20 protein-coding genes are annotated in these 15,604 nt (G+C 71.7%); 19 read left to right on the top strand and 1 reads right to left on the bottom strand.

The window, feature by feature from the left end:
* Window positions 1-272: 272 nt before the first annotated feature.
* The 10 genes from FJ251_02650 to FJ251_02605 all read left to right on the top strand — a co-directional run bounded on the left by FJ251_02650 (window position 273) and on the right by FJ251_02605 (window position 7,249).
* Window positions 273-617, top strand: coding sequence for a hypothetical protein (locus FJ251_02650; protein MBM4116627.1), 345 nt, complete (start codon window positions 273-275; stop codon window positions 615-617).
* A gap of 470 nt (window positions 618-1,087) precedes the next feature.
* On the top strand, window positions 1,088-2,026 hold the full coding sequence (gene deoC / locus FJ251_02645; protein ID MBM4116626.1) for a deoxyribose-phosphate aldolase: 939 nt from the start codon (window positions 1,088-1,090) through the stop codon (window positions 2,024-2,026).
* Between the two features lie 10 nt (window positions 2,027-2,036).
* Window positions 2,037-2,672 carry a hypothetical protein gene (locus FJ251_02640; GenBank protein MBM4116625.1) on the top strand — a complete coding sequence of 212 codons (636 nt, stop codon included), beginning with the start codon at window positions 2,037-2,039 and terminating at the stop codon, window positions 2,670-2,672.
* Between the two features lie 35 nt (window positions 2,673-2,707).
* Window positions 2,708-3,007, top strand: coding sequence for a BMC domain-containing protein (locus tag FJ251_02635; protein ID MBM4116624.1), 300 nt, complete (start codon window positions 2,708-2,710; stop codon window positions 3,005-3,007).
* A gap of 7 nt (window positions 3,008-3,014) precedes the next feature.
* Window positions 3,015-3,314, top strand: a complete 300-nt coding sequence (locus tag FJ251_02630) for an ethanolamine utilization protein EutN (GenBank protein MBM4116623.1) — start codon at window positions 3,015-3,017, stop codon at window positions 3,312-3,314.
* A 21-nt stretch (window positions 3,315-3,335) separates the two neighbouring features.
* The gene (locus tag FJ251_02625) at window positions 3,336-4,790 is read left to right on the top strand and encodes an aldehyde dehydrogenase family protein (GenBank protein MBM4116622.1); all 1,455 of its coding nucleotides are present in this window, start codon (window positions 3,336-3,338) and stop codon (window positions 4,788-4,790) included.
* A 2-nt stretch (window positions 4,791-4,792) separates the two neighbouring features.
* The gene (locus FJ251_02620; GenBank protein ID MBM4116621.1) at window positions 4,793-5,461 is read left to right on the top strand and encodes a BMC domain-containing protein; all 669 of its coding nucleotides are present in this window, start codon (window positions 4,793-4,795) and stop codon (window positions 5,459-5,461) included.
* Entirely contained in the window at window positions 5,461-5,844 is a 384-nt protein-coding gene (locus FJ251_02615; protein MBM4116620.1) for an ethanolamine utilization protein EutN, read from the top strand. The genes FJ251_02620 and FJ251_02615 overlap by 1 nt, the downstream gene beginning before the upstream one ends.
* A complete protein-coding gene (locus FJ251_02610; protein MBM4116619.1) occupies window positions 5,841-6,101 on the top strand; it encodes a hypothetical protein in 261 nt (86 codons plus the stop codon). The genes FJ251_02615 and FJ251_02610 overlap by 4 nt, the downstream gene beginning before the upstream one ends.
* Window positions 6,101-7,249 (top strand): YncE family protein, encoded by a 1,149-nt coding sequence (locus FJ251_02605; protein MBM4116618.1) that lies wholly within the window; start codon window positions 6,101-6,103, stop codon window positions 7,247-7,249. Before FJ251_02610 ends, FJ251_02605 begins: the two co-directional genes overlap by 1 nt.
* Here FJ251_02605 and FJ251_02600 read toward each other — a convergent pair.
* Window positions 7,161-7,871 carry a hypothetical protein gene (locus FJ251_02600; GenBank protein MBM4116617.1) on the bottom strand — a complete coding sequence of 237 codons (711 nt, stop codon included), beginning with the start codon at window positions 7,869-7,871 and terminating at the stop codon, window positions 7,161-7,163. The genes FJ251_02605 and FJ251_02600 overlap by 89 nt on opposite strands.
* A gap of 248 nt (window positions 7,872-8,119) precedes the next feature.
* On the opposite strand from FJ251_02600, the gene FJ251_02595 reads away from it, so the two are divergent.
* From FJ251_02595 to nuoL, 9 genes are read left to right on the top strand one after another with little or no spacing between them, the layout of a single operon-like run.
* On the top strand, window positions 8,120-8,560 hold the full coding sequence (locus FJ251_02595; protein MBM4116616.1) for an NADH-quinone oxidoreductase subunit A: 441 nt from the start codon (window positions 8,120-8,122) through the stop codon (window positions 8,558-8,560).
* 45 nt (window positions 8,561-8,605) lie between these two features.
* A complete protein-coding gene (locus tag FJ251_02590; GenBank protein ID MBM4116615.1) occupies window positions 8,606-9,166 on the top strand; it encodes an NADH-quinone oxidoreductase subunit B in 561 nt (186 codons plus the stop codon).
* A complete protein-coding gene (locus FJ251_02585; protein ID MBM4116614.1) occupies window positions 9,163-9,687 on the top strand; it encodes an NADH-quinone oxidoreductase subunit C in 525 nt (174 codons plus the stop codon). Before FJ251_02590 ends, FJ251_02585 begins: the two co-directional genes overlap by 4 nt.
* Window positions 9,675-10,796, top strand: coding sequence for an NADH-quinone oxidoreductase subunit D (locus FJ251_02580; GenBank protein ID MBM4116613.1), 1,122 nt, complete (start codon window positions 9,675-9,677; stop codon window positions 10,794-10,796). The genes FJ251_02585 and FJ251_02580 overlap by 13 nt, the downstream gene beginning before the upstream one ends.
* A gap of 19 nt (window positions 10,797-10,815) precedes the next feature.
* Complete coding sequence (gene nuoH, locus FJ251_02575) at window positions 10,816-11,922, top strand: NADH-quinone oxidoreductase subunit NuoH (protein ID MBM4116612.1); 1,107 nt, start codon at window positions 10,816-10,818, stop codon at window positions 11,920-11,922.
* Between the two features lie 8 nt (window positions 11,923-11,930).
* Window positions 11,931-12,416, top strand: coding sequence for an NADH-quinone oxidoreductase subunit I (locus FJ251_02570; GenBank protein MBM4116611.1), 486 nt, complete (start codon window positions 11,931-11,933; stop codon window positions 12,414-12,416).
* A gap of 3 nt (window positions 12,417-12,419) precedes the next feature.
* Window positions 12,420-12,968 (top strand): NADH-quinone oxidoreductase subunit J, encoded by a 549-nt coding sequence (locus FJ251_02565; GenBank protein MBM4116610.1) that lies wholly within the window; start codon window positions 12,420-12,422, stop codon window positions 12,966-12,968.
* Window positions 12,965-13,270 carry an NADH-quinone oxidoreductase subunit NuoK gene (gene nuoK / locus FJ251_02560; GenBank protein ID MBM4116609.1) on the top strand — a complete coding sequence of 102 codons (306 nt, stop codon included), beginning with the start codon at window positions 12,965-12,967 and terminating at the stop codon, window positions 13,268-13,270. Before FJ251_02565 ends, nuoK begins: the two co-directional genes overlap by 4 nt.
* Before the next feature lie 39 nt (window positions 13,271-13,309).
* The gene (gene nuoL / locus FJ251_02555; GenBank protein ID MBM4116608.1) at window positions 13,310-15,589 is read left to right on the top strand and encodes an NADH-quinone oxidoreductase subunit L; all 2,280 of its coding nucleotides are present in this window, start codon (window positions 13,310-13,312) and stop codon (window positions 15,587-15,589) included.
* Window positions 15,590-15,604 lie beyond the last annotated feature (15 nt).

Here is a 15,604-nt window from a genome sequence, read left to right as displayed (position 1 = left end):
GGGGGGAGCGGCGATCAGGAGCAGGACGATCAGGCCGCCAAGGCCGATCAGGATGCGCTTCATCGACATTCGGGCTTGCCTCCGCGTGGGGCCGGCCGGGCCGGGCCAGGGAGAGATGCCGCGCGCCGGGCTCCGCCGCAAGTGGGGGCGCGAAGGGCGGGCGATACTTCACGCATTGAAGCTCGGCCGCCGAAAGCCGTCAAGAAAGTCTTGACGGCTGTCGATGATCGGAGCAGACTTTCGATCGTGAAGCTGAGAGGGGAGCAGCGCCCTTGCCCGACTTCGACGAAACGCTCAGCTCGGCTGCCCGGATGGGCATCGTCGCCGCGCTCATCACCGGCGAGCCGGTGGCCTTCACGGATCTCAAGCAGCGCACCGGCCTGGCAGACGGCAACTTGCATGTGCAGACCCGCAAGCTCGCCGGCGCCGGCTACCTGGAGATCCTCAAGGGCAGCCGGGGCGGGCGTTCCTGGACCCGCTTCCAGCTCACGGAGCAGGGAGTGAGCGCCCTCAAGCTTCACGTTCGGAAGTTGCAGGCCATCGTGGAACTGGAGGCGGGGGGCATCCGGCCGATCACGGGCCGGCGCCCCAGCGACGACTCCCAGGTCTGGTCCTAGCGCCGCCCGGCCGGCGCGCGAACGGGCCCGCGGGCCCCGACCGATGAAGGCGCAGCATGAGGATTGCCCTCGGTGCGGACCACGGCGGCTATGCCCTCAAGGAGCAGCTCTCCCTGAAGCTGCGCGCGGCGAGCCACCAGGTGCTCGACCTCGGCACTTCATCGAATGAAGCCGTGGACTACCCGGTCTTCGCGCGCCAGGTCGCCGAGGCCGTGGCCGCGGGGCGCGCGGAGCGGGGCATCATGGTCGACGGGGCGGGCATCGGCTCCTCGATGGTGGCCAACAAGGTGCCCGGCGTGCGCGCGGCCCTCGCCTACGACCTTTCCAGCGCCCGCAACAGCCGCGAGCACAACGACGCCAACGTCCTCACCCTCGGCGCCGGCCTGATTGGCCCCGAGCTAGCCTGGCAGATCGTCGCCCTCTGGCTCGCGACCGACTGCACCGAGGCCCGCCACCAGCGCCGCGTGGCGATGATCGAGGGCGACACGATTTCGGGAGGCCGTGCGGCCATCCCTGCCGGTTCTGCCGGGGGAGCGACAACTCCGGCGGAGCCGGCGCCTTCTTCAGGCGCGGGGGCGGGCCTGCCGCTCTCGAGCGCCGATCTCGAGCGCCTGCTCGCGGAGCTGGCGCCCCTGGTCGCCCCCGGGGGCGGGTCGGGGCCGGCGGGCGCGAGACCGGCGGCGGCGCTCGCTGCCGCGGCGCCGGCCGCGGGGCTCAGCGTGGCCGCCCTCGCGCGCGCGATCGACCACACGCTGCTGCGCCCCGACGCCACGCGCGAGCAGGTCCGCCGCCTCGCCGTCGAGGCGCGTGCGCTGGGCGCAGCCGCAGCCTGCGTGAACGCGGTCTGGGCGCCCCTGGTCGCCGCCGAGCTGGCGGGGAGCGGCGTCGCCACCTGCGCGGTGGTGGGCTTTCCCCTCGGCGCCGACCAGCCGGAGACCAAGGCCTTCGCGGCGCGGCGGGCGATTCGCGAGGGCGCCCGCGAGATCGACATGGTGCTCAATGTCGGCGCGCTCAAGGGCGGCGAGGCCGAGGCCGTGCTCGCCGACATCCGCGCCGTCGTCGAGGCCTGCCGCGACGGCGGCGCGCTCTGCAAGGTGATCCTCGAGACCTGCCTGCTCACTGATAGTGAGAAGCGCGCCGCCTGCCGCCTCGCCGTGCAGGCGCGAGCGCACTTCGTCAAGACCTCGACGGGCTTCGGCGGCGGCGGGGCCACGGTGGCCGACGTCGCGCTGATGGCGGCGGAAGTGCGCGCGGCGGGACTCGGGGTCAAGGCCTCGGGCGGCATCCGCGACTTCGCGGCCGCGCAGCGCCTGCTCGCGGCCGGCGCCACGCGCCTGGGCGCGAGCGCGAGCGTCGCCATCGTCGAGGAAGCGAAACAGGCCCTGCGCGCGAGTGGCGCGCCGGCCTAGGGGGGACAGGATGGGCTTGGTCGACCTGCGCGCCTATGTGTTCCTCGATCGGCTGCAGCCGCAGTTCGCGAGCTTCCTCGCCACCGTGGCGCAGGGTTTCCTGCCGACGGCGAACGAGGCGGCGCTCTTCGTCGAGGTCTCGCCGGGGATCGAGATCAACCGCGTCACCGACATCGCCCTCAAGACGACGCAGGTCACGCCCGGCATGCAGATCGTGGAGCGGCTCTACGGGATGCTCGAGATCCACTCGAAGAGCCAGGCCGACGTGCGGCAGGCCGGGCGGGCCATCCTCGAGGCGCTCCAGGTGCGCGAGGAGGAGCGCCTGAAGCCGCGCGTGCTCTCGAGTACCGTGATCCGCGCCGTGGACGACTACCAGACGCAGCTCATCAACCGCATGCGCCACGGCAACATGATCCTGGCCGGCGAGAGCCTGTACATCCTCGAGTGCGAGCCGGCGGCCTACGCGGCGCTGGCCGCGAACGAGGCCGAGAAGGCGGCCGAGATCAACATCCTCGAGGTGCGCGCCTTCGGCAGCTTCGGGCGCGTGTATCTCGGCGGCGAGCAGCGGGACATCGACGCGGCCTGGCCGGCCGCCGTCGCGGCGATCGAGGCCCTCAGCGGGCGCACGAACGAGAAGAACGGGTAGGGGGACCGCGGTCCCCGAGCACAGGAAGGACGCAAATGGCAGATGCACTGGGCATGATCGAGACGCGCTGCTTCCCCGCGATGGTGGAAGCGGCCGACGCCATGGTCAAGGCGGCCCGCGTCGAGCTGGTCAGCTACGAGAAGACCGGCGGCGGCTACGTGACGGCCGTGATCCGCGGCGACGTGGCGGCGGTCAAAGCCGCCTGCGACGCCGGCCAGACCGCGGCCGCGCGCGTGGGCGAGCTGGTCGCCGTGCACATCATCGCGCGCCCGCACGCCAACGTGGACATGGTGATCCCGCTCGGCCGCCAGGCCGAGTCCGCCAAGTCGAAGTAGGCGCGCCATGAACCTGGCCGTCGTGCTGGGCACGGTGGTGGCCACGCGCAAGGAGCCGAGCCTGGAGGGGCTGAAGTTCCTCCTGCTCGGACAGCTCGGACCCGACGGGGCGCCCACGGGCGGCACGGTGGTGGCCGCCGACGCCGTGGGCGCCGGCATCGGCGAGAAGGTGCTCTTTGCCACCGGCAGCTCCGCCCGGCAAACGAAAGCCACCGAGAACCGGCCCTGCGACGCCGTCATCATGGCGATCGTCGACAGCTGGGAGATCGGCGGCGAGGAGCGCTATCGGAAAGGTCGCGATGACTAGCGGCCCGCGCCGGTGCGCGCGATGAGCGCCCTCAGCGAGGCCCAGATCAAGGCGCTGGCCGGCGAGCTGGCCCTGCGCCTCGGCCTGGCCGGCGTCGCCCCGGCGGCCGCGCCCGCGCCCGCCGCCGCGCCGCCCCCGGGGGCGGCGCTCGGCGAGGGCATCCACGCCGATGTCGACGGCGCGGTCGCCGCGGCGGGCCGCGCCTTCCGCGCCCTCGCGGCGGCCGAGCCCTCGCTGCGCGCGCGTCTCGTCGACGCCATTCGCGCGGCGTTGCTGCCCGCGGCCGCGCGCCTGGGCGAACTGGCCCGCGCGGAGACCGGCCTCGGCCGCGCCGCCGACAAGGAGCTGAAGAACCGCCTCGTCACCCTCAAGACGCCCGGCCCCGAAGCCCTCGCGCCCCGCGCGGCGAGCGGCGACCGCGGCCTCGTGCTGATGGAGCCCGCGCCCTTCGGCGTCATCGCGGCGATCGCGCCGATCACGAACCCGACGAGCACGGTGATCTGCAACGCGATCGGCATGCTCGCCGCCGGCAACGCGGTGGTCTTCAACCCGCATCCGGGCGCGGCGGCCTGCTCGGCCGAGACCGTGCGGCTGATCCACCGCGCGGTGCTGGCCGCGGGCGGCCCGCCCGACCTCGTCACCGCGGTGGCCGAGCCCACGATCGCCAGCGCCCAGGCGCTGATGCGCCACCCGGGCGTGCGCCTGCTCGTGGTGACCGGCGGCGCGGGCGTCGTGCGCGAGGCGATGGCGAGCGGCAAGCGCGCGATCTGCGCGGGGCCGGGCAACCCGCCCGTGGTGGTGGACGAGACGGCCGACCTCGACGCGGCGGGCCGCGACATCGCCTTCGGGGCATCGCTGGACAACAACATCATCTGCGTGGACGAGAAGGAGGTCTTCGTCGTCGCCGAGGCGGCGGCGGGCCTGCTCGCGGCCATGCAGCGGCACGGCGCGCGCGTGCTGACCGCGGGCGAGATCGCGCGCCTCACGCCCCTGCTCTTCGACGAACTGCGCGGCGCTGGCAAGCCCGGCGTCATCGCCAAGCGCTGGATCGGCCAGGACGCGCCGGCGATCCTCGCCGCGATCGGCGCGCCCTGCGATCCGGCGGCGCGCCTGCTCGTGGCGCCCGTCCCCGCCGAGCACCCGCTGGTCTGGACGGAGCAGATGCTGCCCGTGCTGCCCGTGGTCGCCGTCGCCGACGCCGACACGGCGATCGATCTCGCCGTGCGCGCCGAGCACGGCTGCGGCCACTCGGCCGCGATGCACTCGAGGCGCCTGGATCGCCTGAGCCGCATGGCGCGGGAAATCAACACGTCGATCTTCGTCAAGAACGGCCCCTGCGCCGCCGGGCTCGGCCACGGCGGCGAGGGCTACGCGAGCTTCAGCATCGCCTCGCCCACCGGGGAGGGGCTCACCGGTCCGCACAGCTTCAGCCGCGAGCGGCGCTGCGTGCTGGTGGACCACTTCCGGATCGTCTAGCGATGGTGACGACCAACGACACGCGCTATCCGGCTCTCGCCCTGCTCGAGTACGCGGGCGTGCCGGCGGGCGTGGCCGCCGCCGACCGCATGCTCAAGCGCGCGCCCGTGGCGCTGATCCGCGCGGGCAGCGTGCAGCCGGGCCGCTTCCTCGTCCTGCTGGGCGGCAGCACGGCCTCGGTGGTGGAGGCGCACGCGGAGGGCCTGGCCGCGGCGGGCCTGCACGACGAGATCCTTCTCGCCGACGCCCACGAAGCGCTGGGCCCTGCGCTCGCCGGCGCGCGCAGCGGCGCCGAGTCCGAGGCGCTCGGCCTGCTCGAGGCCGCCTCGAGCGCCGCGCTGCTCGGCGCCACGGACGCCGCGCTCAAGGCCTGCGCGGTCACGCTGCGCGAGCTGCGCCTGGCCGACGGCCTGGGCGGCAAGGCCTTCTCGATCTTCGACGGCGCGCTCGACGAAGTGGAGGCCGCCCTCGCCGCCGGCGCCGCGCGCCTCGGCCCGCGCCTCACGCAACAGGCCCTGATCCCGCGCCTGGACGACACGCTGCGCGCGCTGCTCGCCGCGGGCAGCCGCTTCGCCCTCTGCGCCCCGCTCGCGCCGCCGGATGCGGAGACAGAAGCCGGGGCAGCAGCGATCGCCGGTCACGGCGATCGCCATGACGAGGAGGCGCGCTAGTGCAGTTCGCGCGCGTGATCGGCACGCTCGTGCCCTGCCGCGTCGCCGACGGGCTCGCGGGCGTGCCCATGCTCTGGGTGCAGCCGCTGGATCAGCACCTCGTGCCCGCGGGGCGCCCGCTGGTCTGCGCCGACGGCACGCGGATGGCCGGCCCCGGCGAGCTGGTCTACTTCGTCGCCAGCCGCGAAGCAGCCCTCGCCCTTGACCCCTGGTTCGTGCCCGTGGATCATGCGATCGTCGGCATCGTGGACACGCACGCCCTCGACGCCGACGAGACAGGTCCGGGCCGCGGCGAGCCCGCGCCGCTCGCGCCGCTCGCGCCGCTCGTATCGTCGGAGACCACGCCCGCACCGCGCCGGCCCGGCCGCGGCGGTCGGCGATGATCCTCGGCCGCGTGGCGGGCCGCTGCACCTCGACCATCCATCATCGGGTCGTGGCTGGGCAGCGACTGCTCATCGTCGAGCGCCTGGACGGGCCGGGCTACCTGATCGCGCTGGACGCCGTGGGCGCGGGCGCCGGCGAGACCGTGCTGGTCCTCGACGAGGGCAACGGCGCGCGCCAGGTGCTGCGCGACCCGGCGGCCCCGATCCGGGCGATCGTCGTCGGCATCGTCGATGCCTGGCCCGAAGGAGAGCTCTGATGCGCCGCGCGCGACCCGCCCTGCTCCTCGCCCTGGCACTCGCCCTCGCGCTCGGCTGCGGCCGCCGCGAGGCGGAGACCGGCTGGTCGCTGCATGTCGCCCAGTTCCGCCTGCCCTACGGCCACTCGCGCCTTCTGAGCTACGACTACCCGCAGCTCACGCCGACCGCCGAACTGAACCTGGGCTCGGTCAGCGCGCGGCTAGCCGTGACGCCGGACGGCGAAGAGATCTGGGTCGCCAGCGAAGGCTCGGGCGATCTGCACGTGCTCAGCGCCGCCGGCGATTCGATCCGCGGGCGCATCCAAATCGGGGCCGCCGCGAGCAGTGTCGCCTTCGACCCGACGAGCCGGCGCTGCCTCGTCACGCACGGCGCCGTGATCGCTCTCGCCAGGAGCGACTCGGTCGTCACGGCGATCGACACCCGGTCCCGCCAGCCGCGCTTCGCCTTCCGCGTCGGCAGCAACCCGCGCACGGCCTGCTTCGACCCGGGGGGCAAGCGCGCCTACGTCGGCAACACCGGCGATTCGACGCTCACGGTGCTGGACACCGAACACGGGACGACGCTCGAGACGCGACCGGTTGGGCCGGCGCCGGTGCACATGGCGGTCGATCCCCTGGGGCGCTGGCTCTACGTCGCCTGCCTGGGCGCGCCGCTGGCGAGCGGTCGCGCGCCCGGCTTCGTCGAGGTGCTTGCGCTGCCCGGCCTGGAGCCCGTCGCGCGCTTCGCAGCGGGCAAGCACCCCGCGCGCGTGACGCCGCTGCCGGACGGCGCGCGCCTCGTCGTCAGCGAGATGCGCATCGCGCCCAGCGACCTCGCCCGCCTGCGCATCTTCGACGTCGCAGCCGGGGGCGACGGCCGGCCGCGGATCGAGCTCTGGCGCGAGATCGAGGCCGGCGCCAATCCCCTGGCGGGGGACATGAGCCCGGACGGACGGCTCTTCGCCGTGCCCGATTTCGAGGAGTGCCGGCTCGCGCTCATCGACCTGCGCAAGGGCAGCTTCCTGCGCTGGCTGCAGCTGCCGGGCACGCGCGGCGAGCACTTCGCGGTGGACGCGGTCTTCACGCGGACGGCGAGCGCCGCCAAGCGACCGCCGGCAGCGGAAACTGCTCCCGCAGCGCCAGACTCAAGGCCTCCAGCCGGCTCGTGAAGAAGTGGTCGGCGCCGGCGATCCACTCGAGCCGCTTGGGGGGTGCGAAGCCGGGATAGGCGCGCCTGAGGCCCTCGGGGTCGCAGTACTGGTCCTCGTCGCCGTGGACGAAGAGCTTCGGCACGGCTGAATCGGCGAGGAAGTCGAGCGGCGCCCAGTCGACCGGCGTGCCGATGGCGGCGAGGCCCGCGACGTCCGCCCGCGCGCTGCCCACGCGCAGGGCGATCCAGGCGCCGAAGCTGAAGCCGACCAGGTACAGCGACGTCGCCGGCCAGCGCTCCGCCAGATGGACGAGGGCCGCCCGCGCGTCGTCCTGCTCGCCCTGTCCGTCGTCGTAGCGCCCCCCGCTCGCGCCGACGCCTCTGAAGTTGAAGCGCAGGGTCGCCAGACCCAGATCCGCGCAGACCCGCTGGGCCGTGAAGACCACCTTGTTGTGCAGGTTGCCGCCGTAGAGCGGGTGCGGGTGCAGGAGGAGCGCCGCCCCTTGCGGATCGACGGGCGCATAGGCAAGGGCCTCGAGGCGGCCGGCGGGGCCGGCCAGGGCGAGCGGCTCCTCTCGCGACAGCTTGGTCATCCGCGTTCTCTCCTGGGCGGTGGGCGCCGCTCGGCCCCGCGGCAGCATGGGTCGCGAGTCCGGGCGCGTCAACGGCGTGTGCGCGGCGCCGAGCCCCGATCAAGGCGCGAATGGATGAAACGCCGGCTCGGGATCGCCGCCACTCTGGCGAACTCGACGCCATCTGCTTACTTGGAAAGTGCTTGCGCGAGGGGTAGGCGCCCGCTAGCCTCGCCTGCACTTCGGCCCTGTCGGCGCCGCGCGGCGTCGCGGAGCGGCCGGCTCGGGGCCGCCCCCGGATTCGCGGAGAACGCGCGATGCTATTCCAGTTTGCGAATGTGCTCGTCTTCGTCCTCTTCAGCATCCTGTTCATCTTCGCGCTGCTGGCGATCTCCAAGCTGCTCGCGCCCCGCAATCGCAGTGCCGACAAGCTGTCCAGCTACGAGTGCGGCGAGCGGCCCACCGGCCCCGGCTGGCTGCAGTTCAACATCCGCTTCTACCTGATCGCGCTCGCCTTCCTGATCTTCGATGTCGAGATCGCCTTCATGTTCCCCGTCGGGATGGTCATGCGCGGCTTCGTCGAGAGCGGTCAGGGGTGGTTCGTGCTGGCGGAGGTGCTGCTCTTCATCCTGATCCTCTTCCTGGGCCTGGTCTACCTGTGGCGCAAGGGCGACCTGGACTGGGTGAAGGACCTCCAGCTCAGCCGCAGCGACAATCCCATCGAGCTGCGGCGCCACGCCCGTTCCCGGCCCGAGTAGGCGGGGCCGAGGGAGATCGCCATGACGGAGCGCGAACTGCCGACGATGGTCGACACCTTGCCCGAGGTGGCCATCTTCACGAACACGGACAAGATCATGAACCTGGCCCGGGGCAACTCGGTCTGGTACATGCTGAGCGCCCTGGCCTGCTGCGGCATCGAGCTGATGCAGGCCGGCGGGCCGCGCACCGACCTCGACCGCATGGGCTCGGTCTTCCGCGCGACGCCGCGCCAGAGCGACCTGCTGATCGTCGCCGGCACGCTCACCTACAAGATGGCCAGCCGCCTCAAGCTCATGTACGAGCAGATGGCCGAGCCGCGCTACGTGATCTCGATGGGGAGCTGCGCCAACTGCGGCGGCCTCTTCAACCTCGGCTACAGCGTGGTCAAGGGCGTGGACGCCATCCTGCCCGTGGACGTCTACATCCCGGGTTGCCCGCCGCGGCCGGAGGCGCTCTACGAGGGCATCGCCGAGCTGCAGCGCAAGATCAAGGGCGAGCGCTTCCTGGTGAAGCGATCCCCGGCCGCCGCGGCGGGACTGCCTGCGGCAAGTCTACCCGAGGCGGCGCCGCTTGCGGCGCCGCCCAGCAGCGAGGCGCAGGGATGAGCATGACCCGCGAGCAGGCGGAGGCCCTCTTCGCGCGCATCGCGGCCGTGGTCGGCGAGGAGGGCATCACCTTCCGCCCCGAGGCGCCGCAGCCGGACCTGCTCGTCACCGCCGAGCGCCTGCACGCGCTCTGCCTCGCCCTGCGCGATGACCCCGCATTGCACTTCGAGGCACTGCAGCAGGTGGCGGGCACCGACCATCCCAAGGAGAACAAGCTGCGCAGCACGATCACGCTCTGCAGCTACGCGCACGGCGGCCGCCTGCTCACCCTGCACACCGACCTGCCGCGCGAAGCGCCGCAGGTGCCCACCGTGAGCGACATCTGGCCAGCCGCCGAGTGGCACGAGCGCGAGAGCTGGGACCTGCTCGGCATCGTCTACACGGGGCACCCGGACCTGCGGCGGATCATGCTGCCCGACGATTGGGTGGGCCACCCGCTGCGCAAGGACTTCGTCGAGCAGCCTGCCTACCAGGGCATTCCCACCCGCCGCGACCGGGAGTGGCTGTCATGGCAGAAGTGAAGACCGAGCTGATGACCCTGAACATGGGTCCCGTGCATCCGAGCACGCACGGCGTGCTCCGCTTCCAGCTCGAGACCGACGGCGAGATCATCCACCAGTGCGTGCCCGACGTCGGCTACCTGCACCGCAGCATCGAGAAGATCGCCGAGGGCCTCGAGTACTTCCAGTTCATGCCCTTCACGGACCGCGTCGACTACGTGGCGGCGATCAACGCCAACCACGGCTGGGCGGTGACGTGCGAGCGGATGGCAGGGCACGCCGTGCCCGAGCGCGGCGAGCTGCTGCGCGTGATCAGCGCCGAGCTGGTGCGCCTGGCGAGCCACCTGGTCGCGGTGGGCTCCAACGCCTCCGACATGGGCGCCGTGACGCCCTTCCTGCACGCCCTGCGCGAGCGCGAGAAGGTGAACGACCTGATCGAGGAGCTCTGCGGCGCGCGCCTGACCCACAACTACGTGCGCATCGGCGGCGTCAGCCACGACGCGCCGAAGGGCTGGACCGACAAGGTCCTGCGCTTCTGCGACGGCTTCCTGCCGGCGGTGGACGAGTTCGACCGCCTGATCACCTTCAACCGCATCTTCCGCGCGCGCCTGGCCAAGGTGGCCGTGATCAGCGCGGCCGACGCCATGGCCTACGGGCTCTGCGGGCCCAACCTGCGCGCAAGCGGCGTCGACTTCGACTGCCGCCGCGACGACCCCTACGGCCTCTATCCCGAACTGTCCTTCAAGGTGCCGGTGGGGCAGGGCCGGCTGGGCACGCGGGGCGACTGCTGGGACCGCTTCTGGTGCCGCGTGCAGGAGATGCGCGAGTGCGTCGGCCTCGTGCGCCAGGCGGTCGAGCGCCTGCCGCGCTCGGGTCCCGAGTTCTGGAACGAGAAGAAGGTCTTCAAGGCGCCGGCGGGCGAGTACTACGTGCGCACCGAGAGCGCGCGCGGCGAGCTGGGTTACTACGTCGTCGCAGACGGCGGCAAGCAGCCCCACCGCGTCAAGATCCGCACCGGCAGCTTCGCGGCGATGAGCATCACCGAGCCGCTCGCGCGCGGCCTGATGATCGCGGACCTGGTCGCCATCATCGGCAGCCTGGACATCGTCGCTCCCGAGATCGATCGCTAGGCGGCAGGAGGAAGGGACCATGGAGCAGTGGATCGCCGGCCTGATCGCCGAGCACAGCTTGCCGGGTCCGGTCTGGGCCATCCAGCTCGGTTTCATGCTGGTGGCGGCCTTCCTCTGCATCGCCCTCTATGCCTGCCTGGTCGCCGGCCTGCTCACCTTCGCCGAGCGCCGCGTGGCGGGCAAGATCCAGAACCGCATCGGGCCGAACCGGGTCGGGCCGCAGGGCATCCTCCAGTTCGTCGCCGACGGCGTGAAGCTGATCCTGAAGGAAGACATCATCCCGGCGGACGCCGACCGGCCGCTCTTCCGCCTCGCGCCCTACCTGGTCGCGACCGGCACCTTCCTGACGCTCGTCGTGATGCCCTGGGGCCAGCGCCTGGTGGTCAGCGATCTCAACGTCGGTGTCGTCTACCTGGTGGCGGTGACCAGCCTCGTCGTCGCCGGCATCCTGATGAGCGGCTGGGCGAGCAACAACAAGTGGTCGCTGCTGGGCGGCTTTCGCAGCGCGGCGCAGGTGGTGAGCTACGAGGTGCCGACGGGGCTCAGCCTGCTCACGGTGGTCATCCTCAGCGGCTCGCTGAGCCTCTCGGAGATCGTGGCCGGTCAGGCGGGGGGCGGCGGCATCCTGCGCTGGAACCTCTTCCACAATCCCTTCGCCTTCCTCGCCTTCTTCGTGTTCTTCATCAGCGCGCTGGCCGAGAACAACCGCCTGCCCTTCGACATCCCCGAGGCGGAGAGCGAGCTGGTCAGCGGCTACAACACGGAGTACTCGGGGATCCGCTTCGGCGTCTTCTTCATCGGCGAGTTCGCGACGATCTGGATCGTCTCCGGCGTGGCGACGGCCCTCTTCCTCGGCGGCTGGAACTTCCCCGGCGTGCCGGTCGATCCCAGGAGCTTCGGGGGCGCGGCGCTGGGGACCTTGGTCTTCCTCGTCAAGAGCTTCGCCCTCGTGCTGCTCATCCTCCAGATCCGCTGGACCCTGCCGCGCGTGCGCGTCGACCAGCTGATGGGCATCTGCTGGAAGTATCTCGTGCCGATCGCGGTCTTCAACGTGGTGATGAGCGCCGTCTGGCTGGTGGCCTTCAAGGGCCGCGGCCTCTACGACCTCGTCGCCGGGCTGTTCTAGGAGCTGAGATGGGCGCCGTCGCCGACTACTTCGCCAACATCCGGGACGCGGTGCGGACCACGCTCACGGGCCTCAAGATCACCTCCCGCCACCTCTGGACGCAGCCGCCGATCACCGTCGAGTACCCCGACGTCGACGTCGAGGCGACGCTGCCCGCGCGCTACCGGGGTTTCCTCGTCAACGAGGTCGAGATCTGCACGGGCTGCCTGGCCTGCGCCAAGGCCTGCCCGATCGACATCATCTACATCGAGGTCGAGCGCGACGAGGCCACAAAGGAGCGCATGCTCCGGCGCTATGACATCGACCTCGGCAAGTGCATGTACTGCGGGCTCTGCCTGGAGCCCTGTCCGACCGGCTCCATCCACTTCACGCCCCGCTTCGAGGCGTCGACGACCAATCTCGGTGATCTCTACCACCAGTTCGTCGAGCGCGGGCCATTGCCCATCTACAAGAATCCGAAGGCGCCCGGGGGCGCTGCCGACAGCGAGGAGTAGGGCATGGGGGTCTTCGACGTCGTCTTCTTCGCGCTCACCGCGCTGACCGTGCTCTCGGCCTGCGTCGTCGCGGGCAGCCGGAACATCGTCTACTCCGGCTTCGCGCTGATCTTCACCTTCCTCGGCGTGGCCGGCCTCTACGTCCAGCTCGCGGCGGATTTCCTGGCGGCGATGCAGGTGCTCGTCTACGTGGGCGGCATCACGGTGGTGATCCTCTTCGCCGTGATGCTCACGCGCGACATCGGCCAGGCGGCGAACACGAACCCCATACTCAACCGTCCGGCCTCGCTGCTGGCCGCCGTCGGGGTCTTCATGATGAGCCTGGTGCTCATCCTCGGCAGCGACTGGCCGCTGCGGCCCGAAGTGAGCCATGCGCCGATGAGCGCCGAGCTGGGCCGGGCCCTGCTCGGCAAGTACCTGCTGCCCTTCGAGGTGGCCTCGCTGCTCCTGCTCGGCGCCCTGATCGGCGCCGTGATCATCGCGCGCCGCGAGGTGAAGGGCCCGGAGGCGGCGGACGCCGCCCCCGCCGCAGGCAAGGAGGGCGGGCGATGATCGGGCTCCCGCACTTCCTCGTCGTCGCGGGGCTGCTCTTCGCGGCCGGCGTCTACACGGTGCTCAGCCGGCGCAATGCGATCGGCATTTTGATGGGCGTCGAGCTGATCCTCAACGCCGCAGGACTCAACTTCGTCGCCTTCAACCACTACACGACCACGGGCATCCAGGGCGGGCTCTTCACGGTGTTCATCATCGTGCTCGCGGCGGCGGAGGCCGCGGTCGCCCTGGCCATCGTGCTGGCCATCTACCAGAACCTGCGGGACATCGACGCCCATCGCTTGGACAGCCTCCAGCGCTGACGGGGCGCGCCGGGCGCGCCCGACCGGGAAGGGAACGGCATGGACCTGAGCTGGATCGAAAACGCGCTGGGCTGGATCCCCTGCCTGCCCTTGCTCGGCTTCAGCGTCAACATCCTCCTCGGCAAGCGGCTCGGGCCGCGCTTCGTGCAGGGCCTGGCCGTCGGCGCGATCGCCGGCAGCTTCCTGCTCTCGCTCGTCGCCTTCTTCCACCTGCGCGCGCAGGCGGTCGAGGCGCGGATCCTCACCCAGACCCTCTGGGACTGGGTGCGCGTCGGCGGCGGCGGTATCCCGGGCGTCGACGCCAAGGTGGCCTTCACGCTCGACCCCCTGAGCAGCGTGATGCTGCTCGTCGTCACGGGCGTCGGCCTGCTGATCCACATCTACTCGATCGGCTACATGAAGGGCGACGGCGGCATCTGGCGCTTCTTCGCCTACCTGAATCTGTTCAGCTTCTCGATGCTGGTGCTCGTGCTCGCCGAGAACCTGCTGCTCATGTTCGTCGGCTGGGAGGGCGTCGGCCTCTGCTCCTATCTGCTGATCGGCTTCTGGTTCCGCCACCTGCCGAACACGAGCGCGGGGAACAAGGCCTTCATCGTCAATCGCATCGGCGACTTCGGCTTCCTGATCGGCATGCTGCTGCTCTTCTGGGGTCTGGCCGGCGAAGGCCGCGGCACCCTGAGCTTCGCGGGCATCCGCGAGGCCGTCGGCCTGCTCCAGGGCAAGCACCTGCTGGGCCTGCCGCTGCTCGACTGGATCGGCATCTGCCTCTTCATCGGCGCCACGGGCAAGAGCGCGCAGATCCCGCTCTACGTCTGGCTGCCGGACGCCATGGCCGGCCCGACGCCGGTCTCCGCCCTCATCCACGCGGCGACGATGGTGACGGCGGGCGTCTACATGATGGCGCGCCTGAGCGCGCTCTACGTGCTCGCGCCGACGGCCCTGCTCGTCGTCGCCACGGTGGGGGGCCTGACCGCCATCTTCAGCGCGACGATCGGCCTCGCCCAGACGGACATCAAGAAGGTGCTCGCCTACTCGACGGTGAGCCAGCTCGGCTACATGGTGCTCGCGATCGGGGCCGCCGCCTTCTCGGCCGGCATCTTCCACCTAGTGACGCACGCCTTCTTCAAGGCCTGTCTCTTCCTCGGCTCGGGCAGCGTGATCCTGGCGATGCATCACGAGCAGGACATCCGCAAGATGGGCGGCCTGCGCAAGGCGATGCCGGTCACCTTCTGGACCTTCCTCGTCTCGACGGTGGCGATCGCAGGCATCCCGCCCTTCGCCGGCTTCTTCAGCAAGGACGAGATCCTCTGGCAGACCTGGGCCGCCGGCGGCTGGTACCGCTTCCTCTGGCTGCTGGGCTTTCTGGGCGCGATGCTGACCGCCTTCTACATGTTCCGCCTCGTCGCCCTCACCTTCCTCGGCGAGAGCCGCGCCGACCACCACACGCGCGAGCACCTGCGCGAGCAGCCGCGCGTGGTGACCTGGCCGCTCGTCGTGCTGGCGCTGCTCGCCACGGTGGGCGGCTTCGTCGGCGTGCCGCACGCACTCGGCGGCGCCAACCGCTTCCACGGCTGGCTGAAGCCCGTCGTTGCCGAGCGCCCGGCGGGCGCGCTGCACCACGGGGCGGCGCCCTTCCTCGCGTCGCCCGCGCGCGCGGACACCCCCGCGCCCGGGCAGGCGCCGGAGGAGACGAACGGGGACGGCCATCGCCAGCCGGGCGACGAGGAGAGCTTGCAGGCCGTGCACGAGGCGGCAGCCGCGGCCGCGGCCGGGGAGCACGCCGAGACGCCGCACGCACAGGTGCCGGCCGCCGCGGGCGAGACCCACGGCGGGAGCCACGGCGTCGATCCCATGGAGTACCTGCTGATGGCGCTGTCCGTGCTCGGCGCGGCGGCCTCGGGCCTGACGGCCCTGACCATCTACACGCGGCGGCCGGAGTTGCCGAGTCAGCTCGCCGCGCGCTTCGCCGGCTTCCACCGCCTGCTCGTGAACAAGTACTTCGTCGACGAGCTGTACTGGGCCACGGTGGTGGCCGGCGTGCTCGGGCTCATGCGGGCCTGCGCGCGCTTCGATCGCGTCGTCATCGACGGGCTGGTCAACGGCTCGGCCTGGCTGACGCGCGGCGTCTCCACCCTCAGCGGCTGGATCGACCGCAGCTTCGTCGACGGTCTCGTCAACGGCGCCGCGGCGGCCTGCAAGGACGCCGGCGCCGGCCTGCGCCGCCTGCAGACGGGGCGCATCCAGAGCTACGCCTACGCGCTGATCACGGGCGTTCTCCTGCTCGTGATCGTCGGGATCCTGATCGGCATCCCGAGCTAGGGACGCTGCGGGCCG

This window comes from bacterium, from assembly GCA_016873475.1.
In the GTDB taxonomy this organism is placed as follows: Bacteria; Krumholzibacteriota; Krumholzibacteriia; order JACNKJ01; family JACNKJ01; genus VGXI01.
Note: the sequence above shows the minus strand (reverse complement) of the source record. Positions and strands in the feature narration are given on the sequence as shown.

Excerpts from the sequence above, each read along its gene's own strand:
- nuoH (MBM4116612.1), top strand. The coding sequence starts at position 10,816 with ATGGAGCAGTGGATCGCCGGCCTGATCGCCGAGCACAGCTTGCCGGGT.
- FJ251_02565 (MBM4116610.1), top strand. The coding sequence starts at position 12,420 with ATGGGGGTCTTCGACGTCGTCTTCTTCGCGCTCACCGCGCTGACCGTG.
- FJ251_02620 (MBM4116621.1), top strand. The coding sequence starts at position 4,793 with ATGGTGACGACCAACGACACGCGCTATCCGGCTCTCGCCCTGCTCGAG.
- FJ251_02625 (MBM4116622.1), top strand. The coding sequence starts at position 3,336 with ATGAGCGCCCTCAGCGAGGCCCAGATCAAGGCGCTGGCCGGCGAGCTG.
- FJ251_02600 (MBM4116617.1), bottom strand. The coding sequence starts at position 7,871 with ATGCTGCCGCGGGGCCGAGCGGCGCCCACCGCCCAGGAGAGAACGCGG.
- FJ251_02580 (MBM4116613.1), top strand. The coding sequence starts at position 9,675 with ATGGCAGAAGTGAAGACCGAGCTGATGACCCTGAACATGGGTCCCGTG.
- FJ251_02585 (MBM4116614.1), top strand. The coding sequence starts at position 9,163 with ATGAGCATGACCCGCGAGCAGGCGGAGGCCCTCTTCGCGCGCATCGCG.
- FJ251_02595 (MBM4116616.1), top strand. The coding sequence starts at position 8,120 with ATGCTATTCCAGTTTGCGAATGTGCTCGTCTTCGTCCTCTTCAGCATC.
- FJ251_02630 (MBM4116623.1), top strand. The coding sequence starts at position 3,015 with ATGAACCTGGCCGTCGTGCTGGGCACGGTGGTGGCCACGCGCAAGGAG.
- FJ251_02635 (MBM4116624.1), top strand. The coding sequence starts at position 2,708 with ATGGCAGATGCACTGGGCATGATCGAGACGCGCTGCTTCCCCGCGATG.
- deoC (MBM4116626.1), top strand. The coding sequence starts at position 1,088 with ATGATCGAGGGCGACACGATTTCGGGAGGCCGTGCGGCCATCCCTGCC.
- FJ251_02640 (MBM4116625.1), top strand. The coding sequence starts at position 2,037 with ATGGGCTTGGTCGACCTGCGCGCCTATGTGTTCCTCGATCGGCTGCAG.
- nuoL (MBM4116608.1), top strand. The coding sequence starts at position 13,310 with ATGGACCTGAGCTGGATCGAAAACGCGCTGGGCTGGATCCCCTGCCTG.
- FJ251_02610 (MBM4116619.1), top strand. The coding sequence starts at position 5,841 with ATGATCCTCGGCCGCGTGGCGGGCCGCTGCACCTCGACCATCCATCAT.
- FJ251_02605 (MBM4116618.1), top strand. The coding sequence starts at position 6,101 with ATGCGCCGCGCGCGACCCGCCCTGCTCCTCGCCCTGGCACTCGCCCTC.
- nuoK (MBM4116609.1), top strand. The coding sequence starts at position 12,965 with ATGATCGGGCTCCCGCACTTCCTCGTCGTCGCGGGGCTGCTCTTCGCG.
- FJ251_02590 (MBM4116615.1), top strand. The coding sequence starts at position 8,606 with ATGGTCGACACCTTGCCCGAGGTGGCCATCTTCACGAACACGGACAAG.
- FJ251_02570 (MBM4116611.1), top strand. The coding sequence starts at position 11,931 with ATGGGCGCCGTCGCCGACTACTTCGCCAACATCCGGGACGCGGTGCGG.